The sequence below is a fragment of the Hyphobacterium indicum genome, from assembly GCF_003129605.1.
Classification (GTDB): Bacteria; Pseudomonadota; Alphaproteobacteria; order Caulobacterales; family Maricaulaceae; genus Hyphobacterium; species Hyphobacterium indicum.
This window is the reverse complement of the sequence record NZ_QBDX01000004.1, coordinates 1018094-1036876: the sequence shown is the minus strand read 5'-3', so window position 1 is coordinate 1036876 and position 18783 is coordinate 1018094. Positions and strand designations below refer to the sequence as shown.

The 18783-nt window shown below is 60.5% G+C and carries 17 protein-coding genes; 8 read left to right on the top strand and 9 right to left on the bottom strand.

What is annotated here, in order from left to right; all coding sequences use genetic code 11:
• Positions 1-162 precede the first annotated feature (162 nt).
• The 3 genes from acs to DBR16_RS12965 all read right to left on the bottom strand — a co-directional run bounded on the left by acs (position 163) and on the right by DBR16_RS12965 (position 4441).
• Positions 163-2127 (bottom strand): acetate--CoA ligase, encoded by a 1965-nt coding sequence (gene acs, locus DBR16_RS12975; RefSeq protein ID WP_109261651.1) that lies wholly within the window; start codon positions 2125-2127, stop codon positions 163-165.
• A gap of 86 nt (positions 2128-2213) precedes the next feature.
• Positions 2214-4145, bottom strand: coding sequence for a sodium:solute symporter family protein (locus tag DBR16_RS12970; RefSeq protein ID WP_109261650.1), 1932 nt, complete (start codon positions 4143-4145; stop codon positions 2214-2216).
• 5 nt (positions 4146-4150) lie between these two features.
• Entirely contained in the window at positions 4151-4441 is a 291-nt protein-coding gene (locus tag DBR16_RS12965) for a DUF4212 domain-containing protein (RefSeq protein ID WP_109261649.1), read from the bottom strand.
• 152 nt (positions 4442-4593) lie between these two features.
• Here DBR16_RS12965 and DBR16_RS12960 point away from each other — a divergent pair, with 152 nt between their 5' ends.
• Together DBR16_RS12960 and DBR16_RS12955 are read left to right on the top strand one after the other, a co-directional pair.
• Positions 4594-5895, top strand: coding sequence for a PLP-dependent cysteine synthase family protein (locus tag DBR16_RS12960; protein ID WP_109261648.1), 1302 nt, complete (start codon positions 4594-4596; stop codon positions 5893-5895).
• 17 nt (positions 5896-5912) lie between these two features.
• Positions 5913-7082 carry a cystathionine gamma-synthase gene (locus DBR16_RS12955; RefSeq protein ID WP_109261647.1) on the top strand — a complete coding sequence of 390 codons (1170 nt, stop codon included), beginning with the start codon at positions 5913-5915 and terminating at the stop codon, positions 7080-7082.
• On the opposite strand, the gene DBR16_RS12950 is transcribed toward DBR16_RS12955, so the two are convergent.
• Both DBR16_RS12950 and DBR16_RS12945 read right to left on the bottom strand, forming a co-directional pair.
• The gene (locus DBR16_RS12950; RefSeq protein ID WP_109261646.1) at positions 7079-7915 is read right to left on the bottom strand and encodes an SDR family NAD(P)-dependent oxidoreductase; all 837 of its coding nucleotides are present in this window, start codon (positions 7913-7915) and stop codon (positions 7079-7081) included. The genes DBR16_RS12955 and DBR16_RS12950 overlap by 4 nt on opposite strands.
• Positions 7912-9402 (bottom strand): flavin-containing monooxygenase, encoded by a 1491-nt coding sequence (locus DBR16_RS12945; protein ID WP_109261880.1) that lies wholly within the window; start codon positions 9400-9402, stop codon positions 7912-7914. The genes DBR16_RS12950 and DBR16_RS12945 overlap by 4 nt, the downstream gene beginning before the upstream one ends.
• Positions 9403-9540: 138 nt before the next feature.
• Here DBR16_RS12945 and DBR16_RS12940 point away from each other — a divergent pair, with 138 nt between their 5' ends.
• The 3 genes from DBR16_RS12940 to DBR16_RS12930 all read left to right on the top strand — a co-directional run bounded on the left by DBR16_RS12940 (position 9541) and on the right by DBR16_RS12930 (position 11278).
• Entirely contained in the window at positions 9541-10338 is a 798-nt protein-coding gene (locus tag DBR16_RS12940; RefSeq protein WP_109261645.1) for a DUF1295 domain-containing protein, read from the top strand.
• Positions 10339-10398: 60 nt separating this feature from the next.
• Positions 10399-10896, top strand: a complete 498-nt coding sequence (locus DBR16_RS12935) for a hypothetical protein (RefSeq protein ID WP_109261644.1) — start codon at positions 10399-10401, stop codon at positions 10894-10896.
• A gap of 73 nt (positions 10897-10969) precedes the next feature.
• Complete coding sequence (locus DBR16_RS12930; protein WP_109261643.1) at positions 10970-11278, top strand: hypothetical protein; 309 nt, start codon at positions 10970-10972, stop codon at positions 11276-11278.
• 13 nt (positions 11279-11291) lie between these two features.
• Here DBR16_RS12930 and DBR16_RS12925 read toward each other — a convergent pair whose 3' ends face one another.
• Complete coding sequence (locus DBR16_RS12925) at positions 11292-11708, bottom strand: DUF1330 domain-containing protein (RefSeq protein ID WP_109261642.1); 417 nt, start codon at positions 11706-11708, stop codon at positions 11292-11294.
• A gap of 152 nt (positions 11709-11860) precedes the next feature.
• Between DBR16_RS12925 and DBR16_RS12920 the strand changes: the two genes are divergently transcribed.
• Both DBR16_RS12920 and DBR16_RS12915 read left to right on the top strand, forming a co-directional pair.
• Positions 11861-12616 (top strand): hypothetical protein, encoded by a 756-nt coding sequence (locus DBR16_RS12920; protein ID WP_109261641.1) that lies wholly within the window; start codon positions 11861-11863, stop codon positions 12614-12616.
• Positions 12617-12663: 47 nt separating this feature from the next.
• Positions 12664-13098: a hotdog fold thioesterase gene (locus DBR16_RS12915; protein WP_233347835.1), complete on the top strand. Its 435-nt coding sequence runs from the start codon at positions 12664-12666 to the stop codon at positions 13096-13098.
• 92 nt (positions 13099-13190) lie between these two features.
• Here DBR16_RS12915 and polA read toward each other — a convergent pair whose 3' ends face one another.
• The 3 genes from polA to DBR16_RS12900 all read right to left on the bottom strand — a co-directional run bounded on the left by polA (position 13191) and on the right by DBR16_RS12900 (position 17717).
• Positions 13191-15968: a DNA polymerase I gene (polA, locus tag DBR16_RS12910; protein WP_109261640.1), complete on the bottom strand. Its 2778-nt coding sequence runs from the start codon at positions 15966-15968 to the stop codon at positions 13191-13193.
• A 69-nt stretch (positions 15969-16037) separates the two neighbouring features.
• On the bottom strand, positions 16038-17519 hold the full coding sequence (locus tag DBR16_RS12905) for an SLC13 family permease (protein ID WP_109261639.1): 1482 nt from the start codon (positions 17517-17519) through the stop codon (positions 16038-16040).
• Between the two features lie 9 nt (positions 17520-17528).
• Positions 17529-17717 (bottom strand): zinc-finger domain-containing protein, encoded by a 189-nt coding sequence (locus tag DBR16_RS12900; protein WP_109261638.1) that lies wholly within the window; start codon positions 17715-17717, stop codon positions 17529-17531.
• Between the two features lie 78 nt (positions 17718-17795).
• Here DBR16_RS12900 and DBR16_RS12895 point away from each other — a divergent pair, with 78 nt between their 5' ends.
• A complete protein-coding gene (locus DBR16_RS12895) occupies positions 17796-18752 on the top strand; it encodes an ABC transporter ATP-binding protein (protein WP_109261878.1) in 957 nt (318 codons plus the stop codon).
• Positions 18753-18783 lie beyond the last annotated feature (31 nt).

The window sequence follows — 18783 nt, the reverse complement described above, 5'->3', positions numbered from 1 at the left end:
GCCGGCTGAGACCCGCTGTCACCGCAGGCAGCCAGGACCGCGCCGGCTGCACAAAGCAGCGCTATTCCGGCCATTGTGCGAAACTTCCGCATCTCTCTCCCTTTGATGGGCTCACATTAGGGACATGCAAATCATTCGCAAGCGGCTTTGTAGCGCCATCCCCTATCTGTTGGCGCGGTTGGCAATCAGATCCTCCACAACGCCCGGCTCGGCCAGGGTCGATGTGTCCCCCAGCGCGCCAAAATCGTTTTCGGCAATCTTGCGCAGAATCCGCCGCATGATCTTGCCGGAGCGAGTCTTGGGCAATGATGGCGTGAACTGGATCAGGTCCGGCGTTGCCACCGGACCGATTTCCTGACGCACCTGGGCCTTGAGCTGGGCGGCGGTTTCGCTGGTCGGCTCGAGGCCGGCATTCAACGTGATATAGCAATAAACGCCCTGCCCCTTGATATCGTGGGGATAACCGACCACGGCCGCTTCCGCGACATCGGGATGGGCGACCAGGGCGCTCTCAATCTCTGCCGTCCCCAGCCGGTGGCCGGAGACATTGAGCACATCGTCGACACGGCCGGTGATCCACCAGCAGCCATCTGCATCGCGGCGGGCGCCATCACCGGTGAAATAAAGCCCCCGATAGGCCGTGAAATAGGTTTCGGCGAAGCGCTGATGATCGCCATAGACCGTACGCATCTGCCCCGGCCAGGAACGCTTGATCACCAGATTGCCGGAAATCTCGCCATCGCCGTCAACAAACTTGCCGTCAGCATCCACGAGGGCAGGTTCGATGCCGTAAACCGGCATGGAGGCTGCGCCGGGTTTGAGGTCATGAGCGCCCGGAAGGGCGGAAATCATCACGCCGCCGGTCTCGGTCTGCCACCAGGTGTCAACAATCGGACACCGCCCCTTGCCGACAACGCGGTGATACCAGGCCCAGGCTTCCGGATTGATCGGTTCACCCACGGAACCGAGCAGCCGCAGGCTGGAGAGATCATGCCCCTCTACCAGCGCATCGCCCTCGCGCATCAGGGCCCGCAGGGCGGTCGGTGCGGTATAGAGCACATTGACCCTGTGCTTGTCACAGACCTCCCAGAAGCGGTCGGCCGCTGGCCAGGTGGGAATGCCTTCAAACATCAGGGTTGTGACGCCATTCACCAGCGGTCCATAGGTAAGGTAGGTGTGGCCCGTCACCCAGCCGATATCGGCGGTACACCAGAAGACCTCGCCGCGCTTGACCTCGAACACGGTGTCAAAAGTCAGCGTTGCCCATAAAAGATAACCACCGGTCGTGTGCATCACGCCTTTCGGTTTGCCGGTCGAACCGGAGGTGTAGAGGATGAATAGCGGGTCCTCGGCTTCCATCGGTTCCGGCGCGCATTCGGCGTCCACCGTCAATGCGAGCTCATGGTGCCAGTGATCCCGGCCCTCTACCCAGCCGACAGCGGCCCCGGTATGGCGCACGCAGAGCACGGCCTTCACGCCGCCCGCAATCTCCAGCGCTCGGTCGACATTCTTTTTCAGGGGAACGGGTTTTGAGCCGCGTACGCCTTCGTCGGCGGTGATCACGAATTCGGACCGGCAATCCTTGATCCGTCCGGCCAGCGCATCCGGCGAAAACCCGCCAAACACAACGGAATGCACGGCGCCGATTCGGGTGCAGGCCAGCATGGCGTAAAGCGCTTCCGGGATCATCGGCATGTAGAGCGTGACGCGATCGCCGCGCTGGACCCCGATTTTCTTCAGCTCGTTGGCCATGCGGCAGACATGATTGTGCAATTGCCGGTAGGTCACCGAATTGTGGTAGGCGGGGTTATCGCCTTCCCAGATGATGGCGACATCATTGCCGCGTTTTTCCAGGTGGCGGTCGATGCAATTATACGAGACGTTCAGAACACCATCGGCGAACCATTTGATCGACAGATTGTCCGGATCCCAGTCGACCTCGGAAATCTCGGTGGGTGTCTTGATCCAGTCGAGGCGGCGCAATTCCTCGGTCCAGAAAGCGTCCGGCTCCTCGATCGAGCGGCGGTAACGCTCCCTGTATTGTCTGGCACTGGTCTGGCTGTGCGGTTCATAATGATCCGGAACCGGAACCAGTTCCGGCGCGGTGCCCGGGCTTTTTTCCGACATGGCCGTCTCCCTCAATGCCTCTGACAGGCTTGCGGGCAGTGAAGGCCAAGACGGCGGGCGCATCAAGCCGGGATTGCGCCTGTGTCCTACTCGGCTGCAGCCGCGTCATGCCCGACATGCGCCCTGGTGGACGGAATGCGGATATCCTCAACCATGTCGCGGATTTCCGGAGGTGGTGCCGGCGTCACCAGAGCCACCGAGACCGAAACCGCAAAGGCGATCAGCATGCCGACTGTGCCGAATCCTTCAGGCGAGATGCCGAGGAACCATTGTCCAGCCGTACCCATAGCCAGGTCCGGCAGATACCCGGCGAGCCCGCTTATACCGGCCATTCCGGCAATCACTGACAGGATGAGCATCAGCGGCAGGCGGCCCTTCTCACGGGTTCCGAAGTGCAGAACCAGCAATGAGACGGCCGCCAGAAGCGCGCAGGCGCCCAGCACGATCGAAGAAAATCCGATCTTGAAGTGGACGATGTAGGCAGCGGTCACGACCAGACCGGTTGTCATGCCGGCGATCGCACCCTGCTTGTTCATGCGGGTCCAGAAAATGCCCAAAAGGATGGCCGGAAAGAAACTGGCCGCGGCCAGACCGAAGGCGAAAGCAACGACGGCCGCCACAAAGCCCGGCGGGTTGATACCGGCATATATGGCGACCAGCACAGCCGCGATGGCGGCGATCCGAGCAGTCAGCAATTCCTGAGTGTCGCTCATGCCCTTGAACAGCACCTTGCGGCAAAGATCGTGCGAGACGGCCGATGAAATCACCATCAAAAGCCCGGCCGCAGTAGACAGAGCGGCCGCAAGGCCCCCGGCGACGACCAGGCCGATCACCCAGGAAGGCAGGCCCCCAATTTCCGGATTGGCCAGTACAAAAATATCCCGGTCGAGCCGTGTGACTTCATTGGTATCGGGGTCCGCACGGTACTGGATGCGCCCGTCTCCATTCCGGTCCTCGGCATCCAGAAGTCCGACATCGCGCCAATTGTAGAACCACTCGGGCGTATCCCCTTCACCCAGAGAGCCACGATCGACGGTGCCGGCAGCCGCCTCGTCTGACCAGACGCTCTCATTGACGGTGTCGATAAAGTTGGCGCGGGCGAAGACAGCAACAGCTGGAGCGGTCGTGTAGAGAATGGCAATGAAAACCAATGCCCAGCCGGCCGATTTCCGCGCATCCGACGCCTTGGGCACGGTGAAAAAGCGGATGATGACATGCGGCAGGCCCGCGGTGCCGACCATCAGCGCCAGCGTAATGGCGAAGACGTCGATCCGATCCTTTACGCCTTGCGTGTATGCGGTGAATCCAAGATCGGTCAGTGTCCTGTCGAGATTGAGCAAAAGCGGTGTGCCGTCCTGTGCGTTGCCGATAAAGCCCAGCTGCGGGATAGGCGTTCCGGTGATCTGCAAAGACAGGAAAATGGCCGGAACCATGAAGGCAAAGATCAGCACGCAATACTGAGCGACCTGGGTATAGGTGATGCCCTTCATGCCCCCCAGCGCCGCATAGAAAAGAACGATCACCGCACCGATGATAACGCCGGCCTCGATCGGAACGTGAAGGAAGTTGGAAAAAGCGATCCCGACGCCGCGCATCTGCCCGGCGATATAGGTGAAGGAGATGAAAAGAGCGCAGATCACCGCCACGATACGGGCGGCCTGTGAGTAATAGCGGTCACCGACAAAATCCGGGACCGTGAATTTCCCGAATTTACGCAAATAGGGCGCGAGCAACAGCGCCAGCAATACATATCCCCCGGTCCATCCCATCAGATAGACCGAGCCGTCATAACCGGAAAAGGCAATGATGCCGGCCATGGACAGGAAGGAGGCCGCGCTCATCCAGTCGGCAGCCGTCGCCATTCCGTTGAAAACCGGGGGCACATCATGGCCCGCGACATAGAAGTCGTCGGTGGAGGCTGCCCGGGCCCAGATGGCAATGCTGATATAGAGTCCGAACGTCGTGATCACAAACAGGCTGGTCCAGAACAGCGTCGGTTCGAGGCCAAAAATCTCCATCTCCCTCAGCCCTGATCGTCATCGATGTCGTATTTCCGCTCGATGCGGTGCATCAGTGCGGAATAGACGAAGATTAGAATGACGAAGACATAGATGGCGCCCTGCTGGGCAAACCAGAACCCCAGCGGCGCTCCGCCGATGGAGAATTGGTCAAGCACATCGCGAAACAGGATGCCGGCGCCGAAGGACACCAATGCCCAGATCGCCAGCAGAACGGCCATCAGGGTCAGGTTTTCCCGCCAATAGGCCTTGAACCGGTTTTCCGGAATATCGTGGTCCTCGCCACTTTCAGCCATGTCACTCTCCGCCGCAACAGCGATAGCGACCTTAATCGCTGGCGGGCGCTCTGCAATCCCGTCGGACGATATTCATGATGCAGCGATGGACTTTCGCCAGGCATCAAAATAGGACGGGGATCATCCCGACCGCCGATCATTGCGGAGTTCCCATGACCGTCTATCCGAACATTCTCGCCGCCATCGGCAATACGCCGCTGGTCAAACTGAACAAGGTTGTGCCCGAGGGCGCGGCCACGATCCTGGCGAAGTGCGAATTTCTCAACCCGACCGGCTCCATCAAGGACCGGATGGGGCCGTACATCATCGAACAGGCAGAGAAGGCCGGGCTGCTCAAGCCGGGCGGCACGATTGTCGAGAACACGTCCGGCAATACCGGCCAGTCCCTGGCGATGGCGGCGGCCGTGAAGGGTTATAAATGTGTCTTCACCCTGCCGGACAAGATGAGCCAGGAAAAGATCGACATGATGCGGGCCTATGGCGCGGAGGTGGTGATCACGCCGACGGATGTACCCGGAGACAGCCCTGACCATTATGTGAATACAGCCAAGCGGATCGCCTCGGAAACGCCCGGTGCCTTCTATGTCGACCAGTATCACGCACCCTGGAATATTGACGGGCATTATCACAATACCGGCCGCGAAATCTTCGAGCAGACCGATGGCGGCAAGTTCGACGTCTTCATGGGCGGCACGGGCACGGGGGGGACGGTGTCCGGCGTCGGCCGTTATATGAAGGAGCACGCGCCGGATGTGAAAATCATCGGCGTCGATCCGCTGGGTTCGGTTCACTATAATCTCTTCAAGACCGGGCGTTTGCCGGCTGCCTATGTCTATTCGGTCGAGGGCATTGGCGAAGACATTGAATGCCGTGCCATGGATTTCTCGGTTGTCGATGACATGGTCCAGATTGATGACTGGGAAAGCTTCCATACCGGCCGCGCCCTGGTGCGCGAGGAGGGTCTGTTTTGCGGCGGATCCTCCGGGTCCATCGTTGCGGCGGCCATCAAGGTGGCAAAGGAGTTGGGACCGGACAAGACGATTGTGGTCACGCTCTGCGACAGCGGCACGCGGTATATTTCCAAATATCTTTCCGACAAATGGATGGAAGAAAAAGGCTTCTTCACCGAGCACAGACTGCTGGGACCGGTCGAGGACCTGATCGCCCGCCGTTCGTCCCTGACGGCGCATGCCGATGCCTCGAAAGAAGAAATCCAGCGCATGATGGATGAAGGCGAGCTCGACTATCTGCCGCTGCAGGATGGCGATGATTTCACGGCCATTGCCACGCGCGATGGCCAGCGCCTGACGATTGGCGGCATTCTCTATACCGAGGCGCGGATCGAGGAGATGCCGCACATTCTGGCCAAGGGCGAAGCGGCACTGGTCATGACACGCGACGGCGTGGCCGGCGTTGTCACTGAAAAAGAATACACCGCCAGATCTGGCGCTTGAGCAAAAGGACGGAAAAGATGAGCGGAGACAATCAGCAATTCGCAACCCGGTGCATCCATGCGGGGCAGGCGCCGGATCCGTCGACCGGTGCGATCATGACGCCGATCTACCAGACCTCCACCTATGTGCAGACCAGCCCGGGCGAATTCATCGGGAATTACGATTATTCCCGGTCGGCCAATCCGACGCGGACCGCGCTGGAAGCCAATCTCGCCAGTCTAGAGGGCGGCAAGCACGGCATCGCCTTTTCCTCAGGTGTGGCCTCGCTTGCGGCCTGTATCCATCTTCTGAAATCCGGCGACCATGTGCTTCTGTGCGATGATGTCTATGGCGGCACATTCCGCATGTTCAACAATGTCTTCTCGCAGCTCGGTATCGCCTTTTCGCGCGTCGACATGACCGATCTCGACGCCACGCGCGCCGCGATGACGGAAAAAACGAAGCTGGTCTGGCTGGAAACGCCGACCAATCCGACATTGAAGGTCATTGATATCGAAGCGGTGGCGCAGATTGCCCATGAGGGCGGCGCGCTGTGTGTTGCAGACAATACGTTTGCCTCTCCCTATCTGCAAAACCCGCTGGCGCTGGGGGCGGATATCGTCTCGCATTCCTGCACCAAATATCTCGGGGGCCACTCCGATCTGGTGGGCGGCGCCCTGATCACGGTCGACAGCGGACTGGCCGAGCGGCTCTATTATATCCAGAATGCCGTCGGCGCCGTGCCGGCGCCGATGGATTGCTTCCTGCTCCTGCGCTCGACCAAGACGCTGCATGTGCGCATGGAGCGGCATTGCCAGAATGCGGCGAAGATTGCCGACTGGCTGACCCGTCAACCGGGCATTGACCGGGTGATCTATCCCGGCCTCGAAACCCATCCGCAGCACATGATCGCGGCCCGGCAGATGCGCGGCTTTGGCGGCATGATTACACTGACTCTGGCGGGCGGGCTCCCGGCCTCCCGGCGCTTCCTTGAAACACTCAAACTCTTTTCACTGGCGGAGAGTCTGGGCGGTGTGGAATCGCTGGTCGAACATCCGGCCATCATGACCCATGCCTCGGTCGATGCCGACAAGCGTGCAGCGCTGGGTATTGATGACGGTCTGGTGCGCCTGTCCTGCGGGATCGAGGATGCCGGTGATCTGATCGCCGATCTGGAACAGGCGCTGGCGGCGGCAAGGGCGGCCTAGCCGGCCCCGGCCCTGTTCCGGGCCAGCCGCCGCTTGATCATCGACCAGTATCGCGTCGGGAAGACGCGCTCCATCCACATCAGCGCGTGGGCGTCCCGGCCGACAAAGACCCGTGGCTTGCGGCGCTCGACGCCGCGGAGGATGATTTCAGCGGCCTGTGCCGGCGGCATGACGAGCGATTGATCGGCGATTTTCAACGCCGCTTCATATTCCTCATCGGTTACGCCTTCCCCTCTGGGCGCATTCCTGGCGATATTGGTGGCCACACCTCCGGGATGGATGGTGGTCACGCCGACCGAGGTGTCTTCCAGTTCATGCCGGAGCGCCATGGTAAAGCCGCGGACGCCGAATTTGGCGGCCGCATAGGCGGTCTGGCCCGCCGGGGCGATGACTCCGAAAATGCTGGAAATGTTGGTGATATGCCCCTCGTCCTGCTCGCGGATCAGGGGCAGGAAAGCCCGCGTCATACGGATGACGCCATGCAGGTTGATATTCATCAGCCAGTCGAATTGTTCCGGCGAGACCTGGTCAAAATGCCCGCCCAGCGCGACACCGGCATTGTTGAACAGGAGGTGGGCCTCGCCATGTGTCTGGCGAACCTCTTCGGCAAATGCATTGATCGCGGCCTCGTCACCGACATCCAGCACGGTGGTGGTGATCCGGCGGTCGTTCGAGCGGAGGCCGGCAGCGACCTCTTCGAGACCCCCCGCGTTGATATCGGCCAGCGCCAGATTGCATCCGCGATCAGCAAGCGCGCGCGCGAGGGCGGCCCCGATGCCGCTGGCAGCACCGGTGACAATGGCCGTTTTGCCGGCGAGGTCCATTCGGCTCATTCCGCAGCCTCGAGAACGGGTTCGGCCTGCCGGGCGGGACCGGCCGTCCGGAATTGCAGGGCCCCGTCTTCCAGCTTGCCATAGCGGATGGCCAGCATGTCAGAGATATAATTCATATGCACACGCCAGGGCGTTTCCGGCCCCTGTTTCGGCAGCGTGTCCCGCGCGCGCTGGAAATAGCCGGAATCGAGCAGTTTGAGCGGTTCGCGGGGCATGTCCGGCGGCGGCACGGGGACGGCATAGTCTGCCTTTATCCGGTCCATGTGATTGATCATCCGGCAGACGCGTTCGCAGGTCAGGTCGATCTTCAGCGTCCATGAAGCATTTGTGTAACCAAACCCCATGGCCAGATTGGGCACATCGCTGACCATCATGCCACGATAGACGACATGGTCGGGCGGATTGACCGACTTGCCATCCACATTGAGAACGATGCCGCCCATCAGCTGGAGATTCAGTCCGGTGGCGGGAATGATGAGGTCCGCCTCGAGATGTTCGCCGGATTGCAGCTGGATACCGGTTTTCGTGATGCGCTCGATCTGATCGGTGACGATATCTGCCTTGCCGGAGCGGATGGCGTCGAAGAAGTCACCGTCGGGCGCAGCACAGAAGCGCTGATCCCAGGGCTTGTAGGCCGGAGCGAGATGCTTTTCGACCGGATAATCCGGGCCAAGCGCTTTTTGCGCCTGCTTGAGGACAGCCTTCTTCACCATTTCCGGAAAGCGTTGCGCCATCTGGAAGATCAACATGGTCTGGAGGATGTTCTTGTAGCGTGTGATCGAATAAGCGAGCCTGGCGGGCAGGATTTTGCGGAGGAAATTGGCCATCCGGTCCACCGTCGGGCGCGCCGCAATATAGGTCGGCGAGCGCTGAAGCATGGTCACATGTTCCGCCGTTTCGGCCATGGACGGCAAAAGCGTGACGGCAGTGGCACCCGATCCGATGATCACGATCCGTTTGCCGGCATAATCATAGGCCTCATCCCATTTTTGCGGGTGGATGAAATCGCCCCCGAAATCCCCGACGCCCTCAAAATGCGGCAGATAGCCCTCATCATACCGGTAATAGCCCGACGCCAGGAAAAGGAAGCGGGCGCTATGGTGCTCAACCCCGTCCGGGCCGGTGACTTTCACTGTCCAGCGCGCCTCAGCGGAATCCCAGCGGGCGGATGTCGCTTTCCGGCCAAACAGAATATGGTCCATCATTCCGTCTTCACGTGCGGTTTCCGCGACATAATTGCGGATCGCAGGACCATCGGCGAAAACCTTGCCGTCCACCCACGGCCGGAACGCATAGCCGAATGTGTACATGTCGCTGTCGGAGCGGATGCCGGGATAGCGGAACAGATCCCATGTGCCGCCGATTTGATCGCGGGCTTCCAGAATACGGCACGTCTTTCCGGGACAACGCTCCAGGAGATGGTGCGCCATGCCGATGCCGGACACACCGGCGCCGATGATCAGAAGGTCAACATCTGCCTCGCTCATCCACATGCTCCCTGAGAGTGAACGCTGTTCACTATGCCAGCGCTTTTTGTCAGGTCAAACGCTGCGTTCCGCCGCCGGAAAGGCCGGACATGACATGCCGTGAAAGCGCGCTAGATTGTCAAAAAAGGGGAGGCCCGAATGGACCCTGTTTCCATGCCGGTACTGGCCGGTATCAATCTGGCGATCTCGATCGGCCTGTTCTTCTGTCTCTGGCTTGTGGCCCTGCGCCTGAAAGATGCCAGTTTTGTCGATGCCTTCTGGGCGTTCGGCATGGTGATCCTCGCCATCACAACCTATTGGCTGGTGCCCGCCGATACGGAGCGGCAACTCATCCTCGTCGGATTGTGTTCGGTCTGGGGGTTGAGGCTGGGCCTGCACCTGTTCGGACGCTGGCGGCGTGACGGCAAGGACAAGCGCTACACAAACCTGTTTGCCCGACTGGAGCCGAAAGGGTTCGGTTTTGCCAGGGCCAGCCTGCTTTTTGTGTTCCTGCCGCAATCCATCCTGATGTGGCTGGTCAGCCTGCCCGTGCAGCTCGGCCAGTATGGCAGTGATATCGGCTATCTGGCGATGGCGGGCATCGCTTTGGCCGTGATTGGTATCGTGTTTGAAACCGTGGGGGACTGGCAGCTGGAATCCTTCCGCAAGGACCCGGAGAATTCCGGCAAGGTCATGGACAGGGGTTTGTGGCGATATACACGCCACCCCAATTATTTCGGCGATTTCTGCGTCTGGTGGGGATTTTTCCTGATTGCAGCCGAAGCGCCCTGGGGCTGGCTGGCCCTGCCGGGACCCCTGTTTCTGAGCTGGACATTGCTCAAATGGAGTGGCGCCCCCCTGCTGGAGCGCGGCATGGCGGATAGCCGGCCCGGCTATGCGGACTATGTTGCGCGGACGAGCGGCTTTTTTCCCTGGTTTCCAAAAAAGTCCCTTTAAAAGCACTTTCAGTCTGTTCTAGACTGGGTTGATCGGATCAAGGGGAGTGGGGGCGACAACATGAATCTGGCAGGTATTCTTGTTCTGGCGGCAGTCCAGAATTACGGGCCTTTCGATATTAATGGCTGGGAGCTGAGGGGCGCTGTCAATAATGAGGGCGCCTATGTCTGTTCCGTCTCCATACCCTATAATAGTGGCATTGATCTGGCCTTTGTGCGGTCCGCTTCGACTTTCCGGATCGCCTTGCAGAATTCGGACTGGGCGCTGGATGAGGGCCAGCGCTATTCGCTCAGCTTGCGGGTCGACAACCGGTTCAGCCAGACGGTGACCGCCCATGTGGCGGGCGGCCAGACGCTGGCGATTGACTATGATTACGTCCCCAACAGCCAGCTGGAAAATGCGCTGATCTACGGCAATATTCTCTATGTCACGGCGCAACAAGCCGATTTCCAGTTTGCCCTGACCAATTCCTCCCGCGCGCTGCCGGGGCTGGAAACCTGCCTGCAACAGGGGCGGCGCAATCCGTTTGCGGCGGGCCCGAAACAAATCACGGATTGATCCGGGAAAATTCGCTGCTATTCCCTTTTGGAGCGAGGCCGGATCCACCGGCTTTGCCAAAGGGGAGAGTTTCATGATCGTACAGATTGCCGCCACCCTGCTTCTGCAAGGCATGGCCACAGATGCGCTGGTTGAGAACGCACTTCGGGTTTCGGGTCCCGAAGGGGAATATACCGTCTTTTTCGACGCCGATGGAAGCTATACGACCGATGTCGGTATTGCCGGAAACTGGCATGTCGACGGAGACCGGTTCTGCGTGGAACGCGAATCCGGCGCGGCCAATTGCCAGCCCCTGATGGCGGATCTGGCTGTCGGTGATAGCTGGACCGGCCAGAATGCGAATGGCGATGACGTCACCTTCACGCTTGTCGCGCGCGAATAGGTTTTCGGGGCGGTCAGCCGAACTGGCGGCCGCCCTTTTTTACCGCATGCCGGATGAGGCGGGAATCGAGCACAGCGGCCTGACGGTGCGGGACGGCGTCGGTCTGATAGACGGAGTCGGTGACCATTTCCAGGAACGCGCCAGCCCCCGGATAGCGGGCAATGAAGGCGATATCCCATAAGCCATCCGGGGGACCAATCAGCATGGCTTCCGGTGCGCCGCGCCAGATGATTTCGCCGCCAACACGCTGAAACACCGGGCCGCTGCGTTTTCCGTATTCTGCATAGGCTTCAGCGCCGCTGACTTCGCGGCCGTCGGGATAATTTGCCCTGTCGCGCAGGCGAATCAGATTGAGCATGTCTATGGGCTGATCGCGTGGCAGTGATTTGAAAATCCCGAAGCTTGCCCGCGTCGGATCAATATGGGCCATCCCGCCTCCTCTGGCTGTCTATCCGGCACCAGAACCGGAAAAGCGTAATCAGACTAACAGTTTCGCCTTTCAGGTGAAGATTGAAATTTTTACGATCCAGGGTGACCTTGAACCGAATTCCTGTTAACCTCAGGTTACAGGGGGAGACCGTTATGCGGCGGATGATCGAGCTTGCCTGCGCCGGTGGCGTGGCGATCGGCGGACTGATGGCCGGCATGGCCGGACCGGTCGAGTCCGCTGAACGCGGCTGGGATCCTCAAGCCGCCATTCTGGCCTCCTTTGACTCGCAACCGGTTCCGCAGGTTTCCAATGCAACCGCCCGTACCGCGACCGCTATTTTCGGTGTGCGTCAGGCCTATGAAGGCGATTTTTCCAATGCGCGGACCCGCTTTGTACTGGCCGACCCGCCGGGGCCGGGCGAGCTGGTTCTGGAGGGTGGGACGCGCGCGGAAGAAGCCTATCAACGCGCCGGGCGTGCCGGCGAAGAGTCCACAAGGCTGACCACGACGGTGAGATTGTCCGCGCCGGTCGAGGCCGGTGAGCGGGATGCCGTTGTGACGCCCTATGCCGGGGTTGCCCTGACACCGGAAGGCACGGAAGCGCGCGTCGGTGCCCGTTTCCAGGTGGGGGATGGGCGTGGCGAAGGGTCCCGCTGGTTCCTTTTCGCCGCAGCCGAGCGCCAGGCACTTTTCTATGATACCGCGGAAATGAGCCGGCCGTTACGGGCGGTCGATCTCACTCCCTATAGCGTGATCGGGGATGTGCAGGCCGGTGTGGCCTACCGGCTATCACGCCGGTCTGACCTGGCGCTGGCTTATGTGCGGCGCGACTGGGCCTATCAATACGGTACGGACAAGTGGGAAAGCTCCGAGGATTTTGCGGCGGTTTCCTTCGTCGCCCGCTGGTAAATCAGCCCCTTTCTGCCTAGTTCATGTCTGAACAACAGGAGTCAGGCATGAAACCGATCTGGTTTGGCGGAAAGCTGCCCCTTGATGAAATGAATGCCACCCATGACCGGACCATGATGGGGGCGATCGGCATCGAACTCACCGAATATGGCGATGACTGGGTAAGGGGGAAGATGCCGGTCGACGAACGCACGCATCAGCCCTTCGGCCTTCTGCATGGCGGTGCTTCGGTCGCGCTGGCGGAAACGCTGGCCTCGGTCGGGGCCTTTTCCACCCAGAATCCGGATACCCATGCCGCGGTCGGCATGGAAATCAACGCCAATCATGTCCGCCCGGTCCGGGAAGGCTGGGTCTATGGTGAAGCGAAAATGGAAACAATGGGCCGGACCTCCCAAGTCTGGACCATCCGCATCACCAATGAAAAGGGCAAGCTGGTCTGCCTGTCCCGGTGCACGATGGCGATCATCAAAACCGGCGGATAATACCGGTCAATTTACGGCGTCATCCTCCGGTCGGGCCGGAGGATGCCGGAGAGGGTCCGGGCAAGCGGCACCAAGACGCTGCTCGGGGACGGCTAGTGCGCCTCGCCCCAGTGACGGCCGGCCTTGGCATCCACATCCAGCGGGACGGAAATATCCAGTGCGGGCAAGGCGGCTTTTGACATCACATCCTTCGCCAGAGCGATGAGATCATCGGCCTGGTTTTCCGGCACTTCAAAGACCAGCTCGTCATGCACCTGCAGGAGCATGCGGGCCTCCAGGCCGGCTTTTTCAATGGCACCGGGCAAGCGGATCATGGCGCGGCGGATGACGTCTGCGGCCGACCCCTGTATGGGCGCATTGATGGCCTGACGCTCGGCGAACTGGCGCATATTGGGGTTCTTGTCCCTGATCGAGGGCAGGTGCGCGCGGCGGCCGAAAATGGTCTCGACATAGCCTCTGGCTTTTACCTCCTCGCGCTTGTCATCCATATAGGTTTTGACGCCCGGGAATTTCTCGAAATATTTCTCGATGAAATTTTTCGCCTCATCCCGGCCAATGCCGAGATTGTTGGCGAGGCCGAAGGCGGAAATCCCGTAGATTATCCCGAAATTGATGGCCTTGGCCTGCCGGCGGACCATCGGGTCCATGCCCTCGACCGGCACGCCGAACATTTCCGACGCCGTCATGGCGTGGATGTCCTCGCCGCGGCGGAACGCCTCTTTCAGGGCCGTCACATCGGCAATATGGGCGAGCAGGCGCAATTCGATCTGGGAATAGTCGGCGGCGACGAGAACATTGCCCGGTTCGGCAACAAAGGCCTCGCGGATCTTGCGGCCCTCCTCGGTCCGGATCGGGATATTCATCAGATTGGGTTCGGAGGAGGCCAGCCGGCCGGTCGTCGTCGAGGCCAGCGAGAAGGAGGTATGAACCCGTCCGGTGTCCGGATTGATCGCCGCGCCCAGCGCGTCGGAATAGGTTGATTTCAGCTTCGCATAGGTGCGCCAGCTGAGAATGGCCTGCGGTAATTCATGGCCTTCGGCCGCGAGCTGCTCCAGCACGGAGACATCGGTTGACCAGGCGCCGGTCTTGGTTTTCCGCCCCCCCGGCAATCCCATCTGGTCAAACAGGATTTCACCCAGCTGTTTGGGGCTGCCGAGATTGAATTTGGTGCCCACCAGCTCATGCGCGGTGTCTTCATGCTCGGCCATTTTCTGGGCAAAATCGGAGGACAGGCGCGAGAGCTGCGCCTTGTCGACCTTCACGCCGGCCAGCTCCATATCCGTCAGGATTTGCGGCATGGGGCGTTCCAGCGTTTCATAAAGGGTCAGCTTGCCTTTTCCCGGAATGGCCGGCTTGAGAATTTCCCAGAGCCGCAGCGTGACATCGGCGTCCTCGGCGGCGTATTCGGTGGCTTTTTGCAGATCGACTTCGCCAAAGCTGATCTGTTTCTGGCCGGAGCCGCAGACCTCCTTGAAGGTCATCGGCGTGTGGCCGAGATGCAGCTCGGACAATTCATCCATGCCATGCCCGTGCAGGCCGCTGTCGATGACGTAGGAGAGGAGCATGGTGTCGTCATAAGGCGCAACGCGCACGCCATAGCGCGACAGAACGCCGAGATCATATTTGATATTCTGTCCGATCTTCAGGACCGCCGGGCTTTCCAGCAGCGGTTTCAGCGCAGCTATCGCCGCTTTCAAGTCGATCTGATCGGGCCGGTCACCGCCGCCCAGTAAATCCCCGGTGGTGCCATGATCGAGCGGGATATAGCAGGCCTTGCCCGGCGCAGTGGCCAGAGAGATGCCGACGAGGTTGGAGGCCACAGCCGATAAACGGTCGGTTTCGGTATCCACGGCGATCACGCCAGCCCGGAAACCGTCGGAAATCCAGTTTTCAAGCGCCGCCATCGTGGTGACGCAATCATAGGCCGAGCGGTCGATGGGAGCGGTAGCATCGCCGGTTGAATCGGCGGGCGGTCCACCCAGCGCTTCCTCGACGCGGCGGGTGATGGTGCGAAATTCCATCTCTTTCAGGAAGCCGACCAGTGTTTCGGCGTCGGGTTCGGCTGTGCCGAATTCGTCCAGCGCATTTTCCACTGCGACATCGGTTTTCAGCGTGACGAGCTGCCGGGAAATGCGCGCCATATCGGCAAATTCGATGAGGTTTTCGCGGCGCTTGGTCTGCTTGATCTCCCCGGCGCGGGACAGCAGGGTTTCCAGATCGCCATATTCTTCGATCAACTGGCTGGCGGTTTTCGGACCGATTCCCGGGATGCCCGGCACATTATCCGACGAATCTCCCATCAGAGACTGAACCTCGATCACCTTGTCGGGTCCAACTCCAAATTTCTCGATCACTCCGTCCGGATCGATTCGCTTGTTTTTCATCGTATCGAACATTGTGACGCGCTCGCCCACCAGCTGCATCAGGTCCTTGTCCGAAGAAACGATGGTGACCTTTGCGCCCTTGGCCTCGGCCTGCCGGGTATAGGTGGCGATCAGATCATCGGCCTCATAGCCCTCCATCTCGATACAGGGCGTGCCGAAGGCGCGGGTGGCATCGCGGATGATGGAGAATTGCGGCACCAGGTCTTCCGGCGGAGGCGGACGATGCGCCTTGTATTGCGGATAGATATCGTTGCGGAAGGACTTGCCGGAATAATCGAAGATCACGGCCAGGTGGCTGGGTTGTTCCTCGCCCTTCAGATCTTCCAGCAGCTTCCACAACATGTTGCAGAAGCCCTGCACCGCGCCGACCGGCGTTCCGTCCGAGCGGGTCAGCGGCGGCAGGGCATGGTAGGCGCGGAAAATATAGCCTGACCCGTCAATCAGATAGACGTGAGACGTGTCATCGACTTTGCGTTCGATCGCCATTTTCCAGCCCTTGCTTGCGTAATCGCCAAGCTAGGCGGGGTTGCAGGGTGAGGCAATTGCCGGGTGCGGCTAACCGGGGAATACAATCGGTCCCAGTAGCGCGCCCAGTGCGGCAATCACTACCGCGCCGGCGAGGTTCAGACGGAAGCCGGCCCGCATCATCTGGCCCTGGGTGGTTGCGCCCGACGCATAGACGATGGCGTTCGGCGCAGTGGCCACCGGCAGCATGAAGGCGAAGCTGGCGGCGATGGCCACCGGTACGATGAGACGCTCGGCCGGAAATCCCGCGCCCGCCGCCATGGCGGCGAGGACCGGCAGGAAGGCCGAGGTGGTGGCGACATTGGAGGTCAGCTCGGTCAGGAAAATCACCACGAAGACAAGGGTGAAGATGAGGAGCGGGGCCGGAAAGGCCTGCAGGAAGCTCATCTGCACGCCGAGCCAGTCGGCCAGGCCTGTGGCGGTGAGCGCCGCGGCGAGTGACAGCCCGCCACCGAACAGCACGATGACATTCCAGGGCAGGCGGGCGGTGTCCTCCCAGACCATCAGCATCTTGCCCTTGCCTTCGCCCTGCCCGCCCGCAGGGATGAGGAAGGCGAGGAGCGCGCCGAGTATGGCGATCTGGGTATTGGAAACGCCGAGCTCTATGGTCAGGCCCAACACCTCGCCAATCCAGCCCAGCAAGGGATTCCAGAGATAGGCCTGTCCCATCCACAGGGACGCAACCACACCGAAAAGGATGGCGACACGGGTTTCCGGTGTGGTGATTTTACCCAATGCCTTCAATTCCTCGCCGACAATCCGGCGGGCCGCCCCGGAATCGACGCGGCTGGTCAGCTTGAAGGCCCAGCGCGTGAGGATGAACCACATCACGGGTATAAACAGGATGACGGCCGGCAGGCCCATCATCGACCAGGTGACGGGGTCAATCGTGCGGCCGAATTCGCGTTCCAGAAAGCCGATGGCGATCAGATTGGTCGGTGTGCCGACAAAGACCCCCACGCCACCGACGGAAGCGGCATAGGCCACGCCCAGTGCCAGCGCGACCGGAAAGTCCTTGCTCGCATGACCCTCTTTCATCACTTCCTGCGCCACGCGCAGGGCGATCGGGATCATCATGATGGTGGTCGCCGTGTTGGAAATCCACATGGAGAGAAGCGCCGCAGCAGTCATGAAGCCAGCCACCAGAAAATCCGGGCGGCCGCCAAAAATCTTCACGACATTCAGGGCAATGCGTGTGTGCAGATTCCAGCGCTCGACGGCCATGGCGATGATGAATCCGCCGAGCAGAAGCATGACGATGGGGCTGGCATAGGGGCTGGATGTTGCGGCGACCGAATTGATGTCCAGAAGCGGAAAAAGCGCCAGCGGGACCAGCGCTGTGGCGGCAATCGGAATGGCTTCGGTGGCCCACCATGCCGCCATCATCAGCGCAAGCGAGGCGAGCAGCCAGGCTTCACGGCTCAAACCGTCGGGCAGAGGCAATAGCTGAAGGCCAAGAGCCAGGACCAGACCCGTAATCAGGCCGATATTCTGGGCGGGATTACGGGCCATATGGCGGGGCTAGTTTCCGGAGTCCGCCGGACCGCCCTTCTGGACGAAACGGCGGTCGCAATAGCCACACTCGACAAAGCCGGTATCGCGATCGATCTCATACCAGACTTTGGGATGCCCCAGTGCGCCCCCGCCGCCATCACAGGAGACGCGGTGCTGGTCGGTCACAATCACTTCGGGCGGTTGCGGCGCGGTCATGGCAGGGCTCCGATGGACATGGGCAGAGGGTGCGCATAGTTATGGCCCTCAACCCGAGCCGTCAATCAGGACATGTTGATGAGTGAATTGCCCGAATACGCCCTTGAAGCCGTCGATCTGCGCAAGACTTATGGCGGCAGCAAAACCGCGCCCGGCAAGGAAGCGCTGAAAGGCGTGACGCTGCGTATCAAGCGCGGTTCGATTTTCGGACTCCTGGGACCCAACGGGGCGGGAAAATCCACCTTCATCAATATCTTCGCCGGGCTGGTGAACAAGACATCGGGCAAGGCGGTGATCTGGGGCCGTGACATCGACCGGGAGCCGCGCGATTCGCGTGCCGCCATTGGCGTTGTGCCCCAGGAAATCAATATGGATGTGTTTTTCACGCCCTATGAGACCCTGGAGCTGATGGCCGGTTTTTACGGGGTTCCCAAGGCCGAGCGGCGATCCGAGGAAATTCTGGCCGCGGTCGGTCTGTCGGACAAGCGCGATGCCTATGTGCGCCAGCTCTCGGGCGGCATGAAGCGCCGCCTGCTGGTCGCCAAGGCATTGGTGCACAATCCGCCCATCCTGGTGCTGGATGAACCGACGGCGGGCGTAGATATCGAATTGCGCCGCCAGCTTTGGGCCTATGTGCGGGAACTGCATGCCGCCGGGACGACGATCGTTCTGACGACGCATTATCTCGAGGAGGCCCAGGAGCTTTGCGACGAAATCGCCATTGTCGACCAGGGCGAAGTGATTGCCTGCGAGCCCAAGGATTCGCTTCTGAAACGCATGGATACCAAGACGCTGGTCATTGATCCGGTGGAGAAGCTGGACGCCGTCCCTCAAACACTGGCCGGATTTGATGCCGCGCTTCGTCCCGGCGGGACGCTGGCGGTGAATTATAGGTTCGGGGAGCAATCGGTCGCGGAAATCATTGAAAAATATAATGCTTCTGGTGCGCGGATCGCCGATTTACGGACAGAAGAGCCGGACCTGGAGGATGTTTTCATGGCGCTAACCTATCAGCGCGACGGGCACGCCGCCTGATTCGCCTTGTTTTGGCCGTATGGTCCGGACA

Bases quoted from the DNA above. Each gene is read 5' to 3' on its own strand.
- acs (WP_109261651.1), bottom strand. From the start codon at position 2,127: ATGTCGGAAAAAAGCCCGGGCACCGCGCCGGAACTGGTTCCGGTTCCG.
- DBR16_RS12970 (WP_109261650.1), bottom strand. From the start codon at position 4,145: ATGGAGATTTTTGGCCTCGAACCGACGCTGTTCTGGACCAGCCTGTTT.
- DBR16_RS12965 (WP_109261649.1), bottom strand. From the start codon at position 4,441: ATGGCTGAAAGTGGCGAGGACCACGATATTCCGGAAAACCGGTTCAAG.
- DBR16_RS12960 (WP_109261648.1), top strand. From the start codon at position 4,594: ATGACCGTCTATCCGAACATTCTCGCCGCCATCGGCAATACGCCGCTG.
- DBR16_RS12955 (WP_109261647.1), top strand. From the start codon at position 5,913: ATGAGCGGAGACAATCAGCAATTCGCAACCCGGTGCATCCATGCGGGG.
- DBR16_RS12950 (WP_109261646.1), bottom strand. From the start codon at position 7,915: ATGAGCCGAATGGACCTCGCCGGCAAAACGGCCATTGTCACCGGTGCT.
- DBR16_RS12945 (WP_109261880.1), bottom strand. From the start codon at position 9,402: ATGAGCGAGGCAGATGTTGACCTTCTGATCATCGGCGCCGGTGTGTCC.
- DBR16_RS12940 (WP_109261645.1), top strand. From the start codon at position 9,541: ATGGACCCTGTTTCCATGCCGGTACTGGCCGGTATCAATCTGGCGATC.
- DBR16_RS12935 (WP_109261644.1), top strand. From the start codon at position 10,399: ATGAATCTGGCAGGTATTCTTGTTCTGGCGGCAGTCCAGAATTACGGG.
- DBR16_RS12930 (WP_109261643.1), top strand. From the start codon at position 10,970: ATGATCGTACAGATTGCCGCCACCCTGCTTCTGCAAGGCATGGCCACA.
- DBR16_RS12925 (WP_109261642.1), bottom strand. From the start codon at position 11,708: ATGGCCCATATTGATCCGACGCGGGCAAGCTTCGGGATTTTCAAATCA.
- DBR16_RS12920 (WP_109261641.1), top strand. From the start codon at position 11,861: ATGCGGCGGATGATCGAGCTTGCCTGCGCCGGTGGCGTGGCGATCGGC.
- DBR16_RS12915 (WP_233347835.1), top strand. From the start codon at position 12,664: ATGAAACCGATCTGGTTTGGCGGAAAGCTGCCCCTTGATGAAATGAAT.
- polA (WP_109261640.1), bottom strand. From the start codon at position 15,968: ATGGCGATCGAACGCAAAGTCGATGACACGTCTCACGTCTATCTGATT.
- DBR16_RS12905 (WP_109261639.1), bottom strand. From the start codon at position 17,519: ATGGCCCGTAATCCCGCCCAGAATATCGGCCTGATTACGGGTCTGGTC.
- DBR16_RS12900 (WP_109261638.1), bottom strand. From the start codon at position 17,717: ATGACCGCGCCGCAACCGCCCGAAGTGATTGTGACCGACCAGCACCGC.
- DBR16_RS12895 (WP_109261878.1), top strand. From the start codon at position 17,796: ATGAGTGAATTGCCCGAATACGCCCTTGAAGCCGTCGATCTGCGCAAG.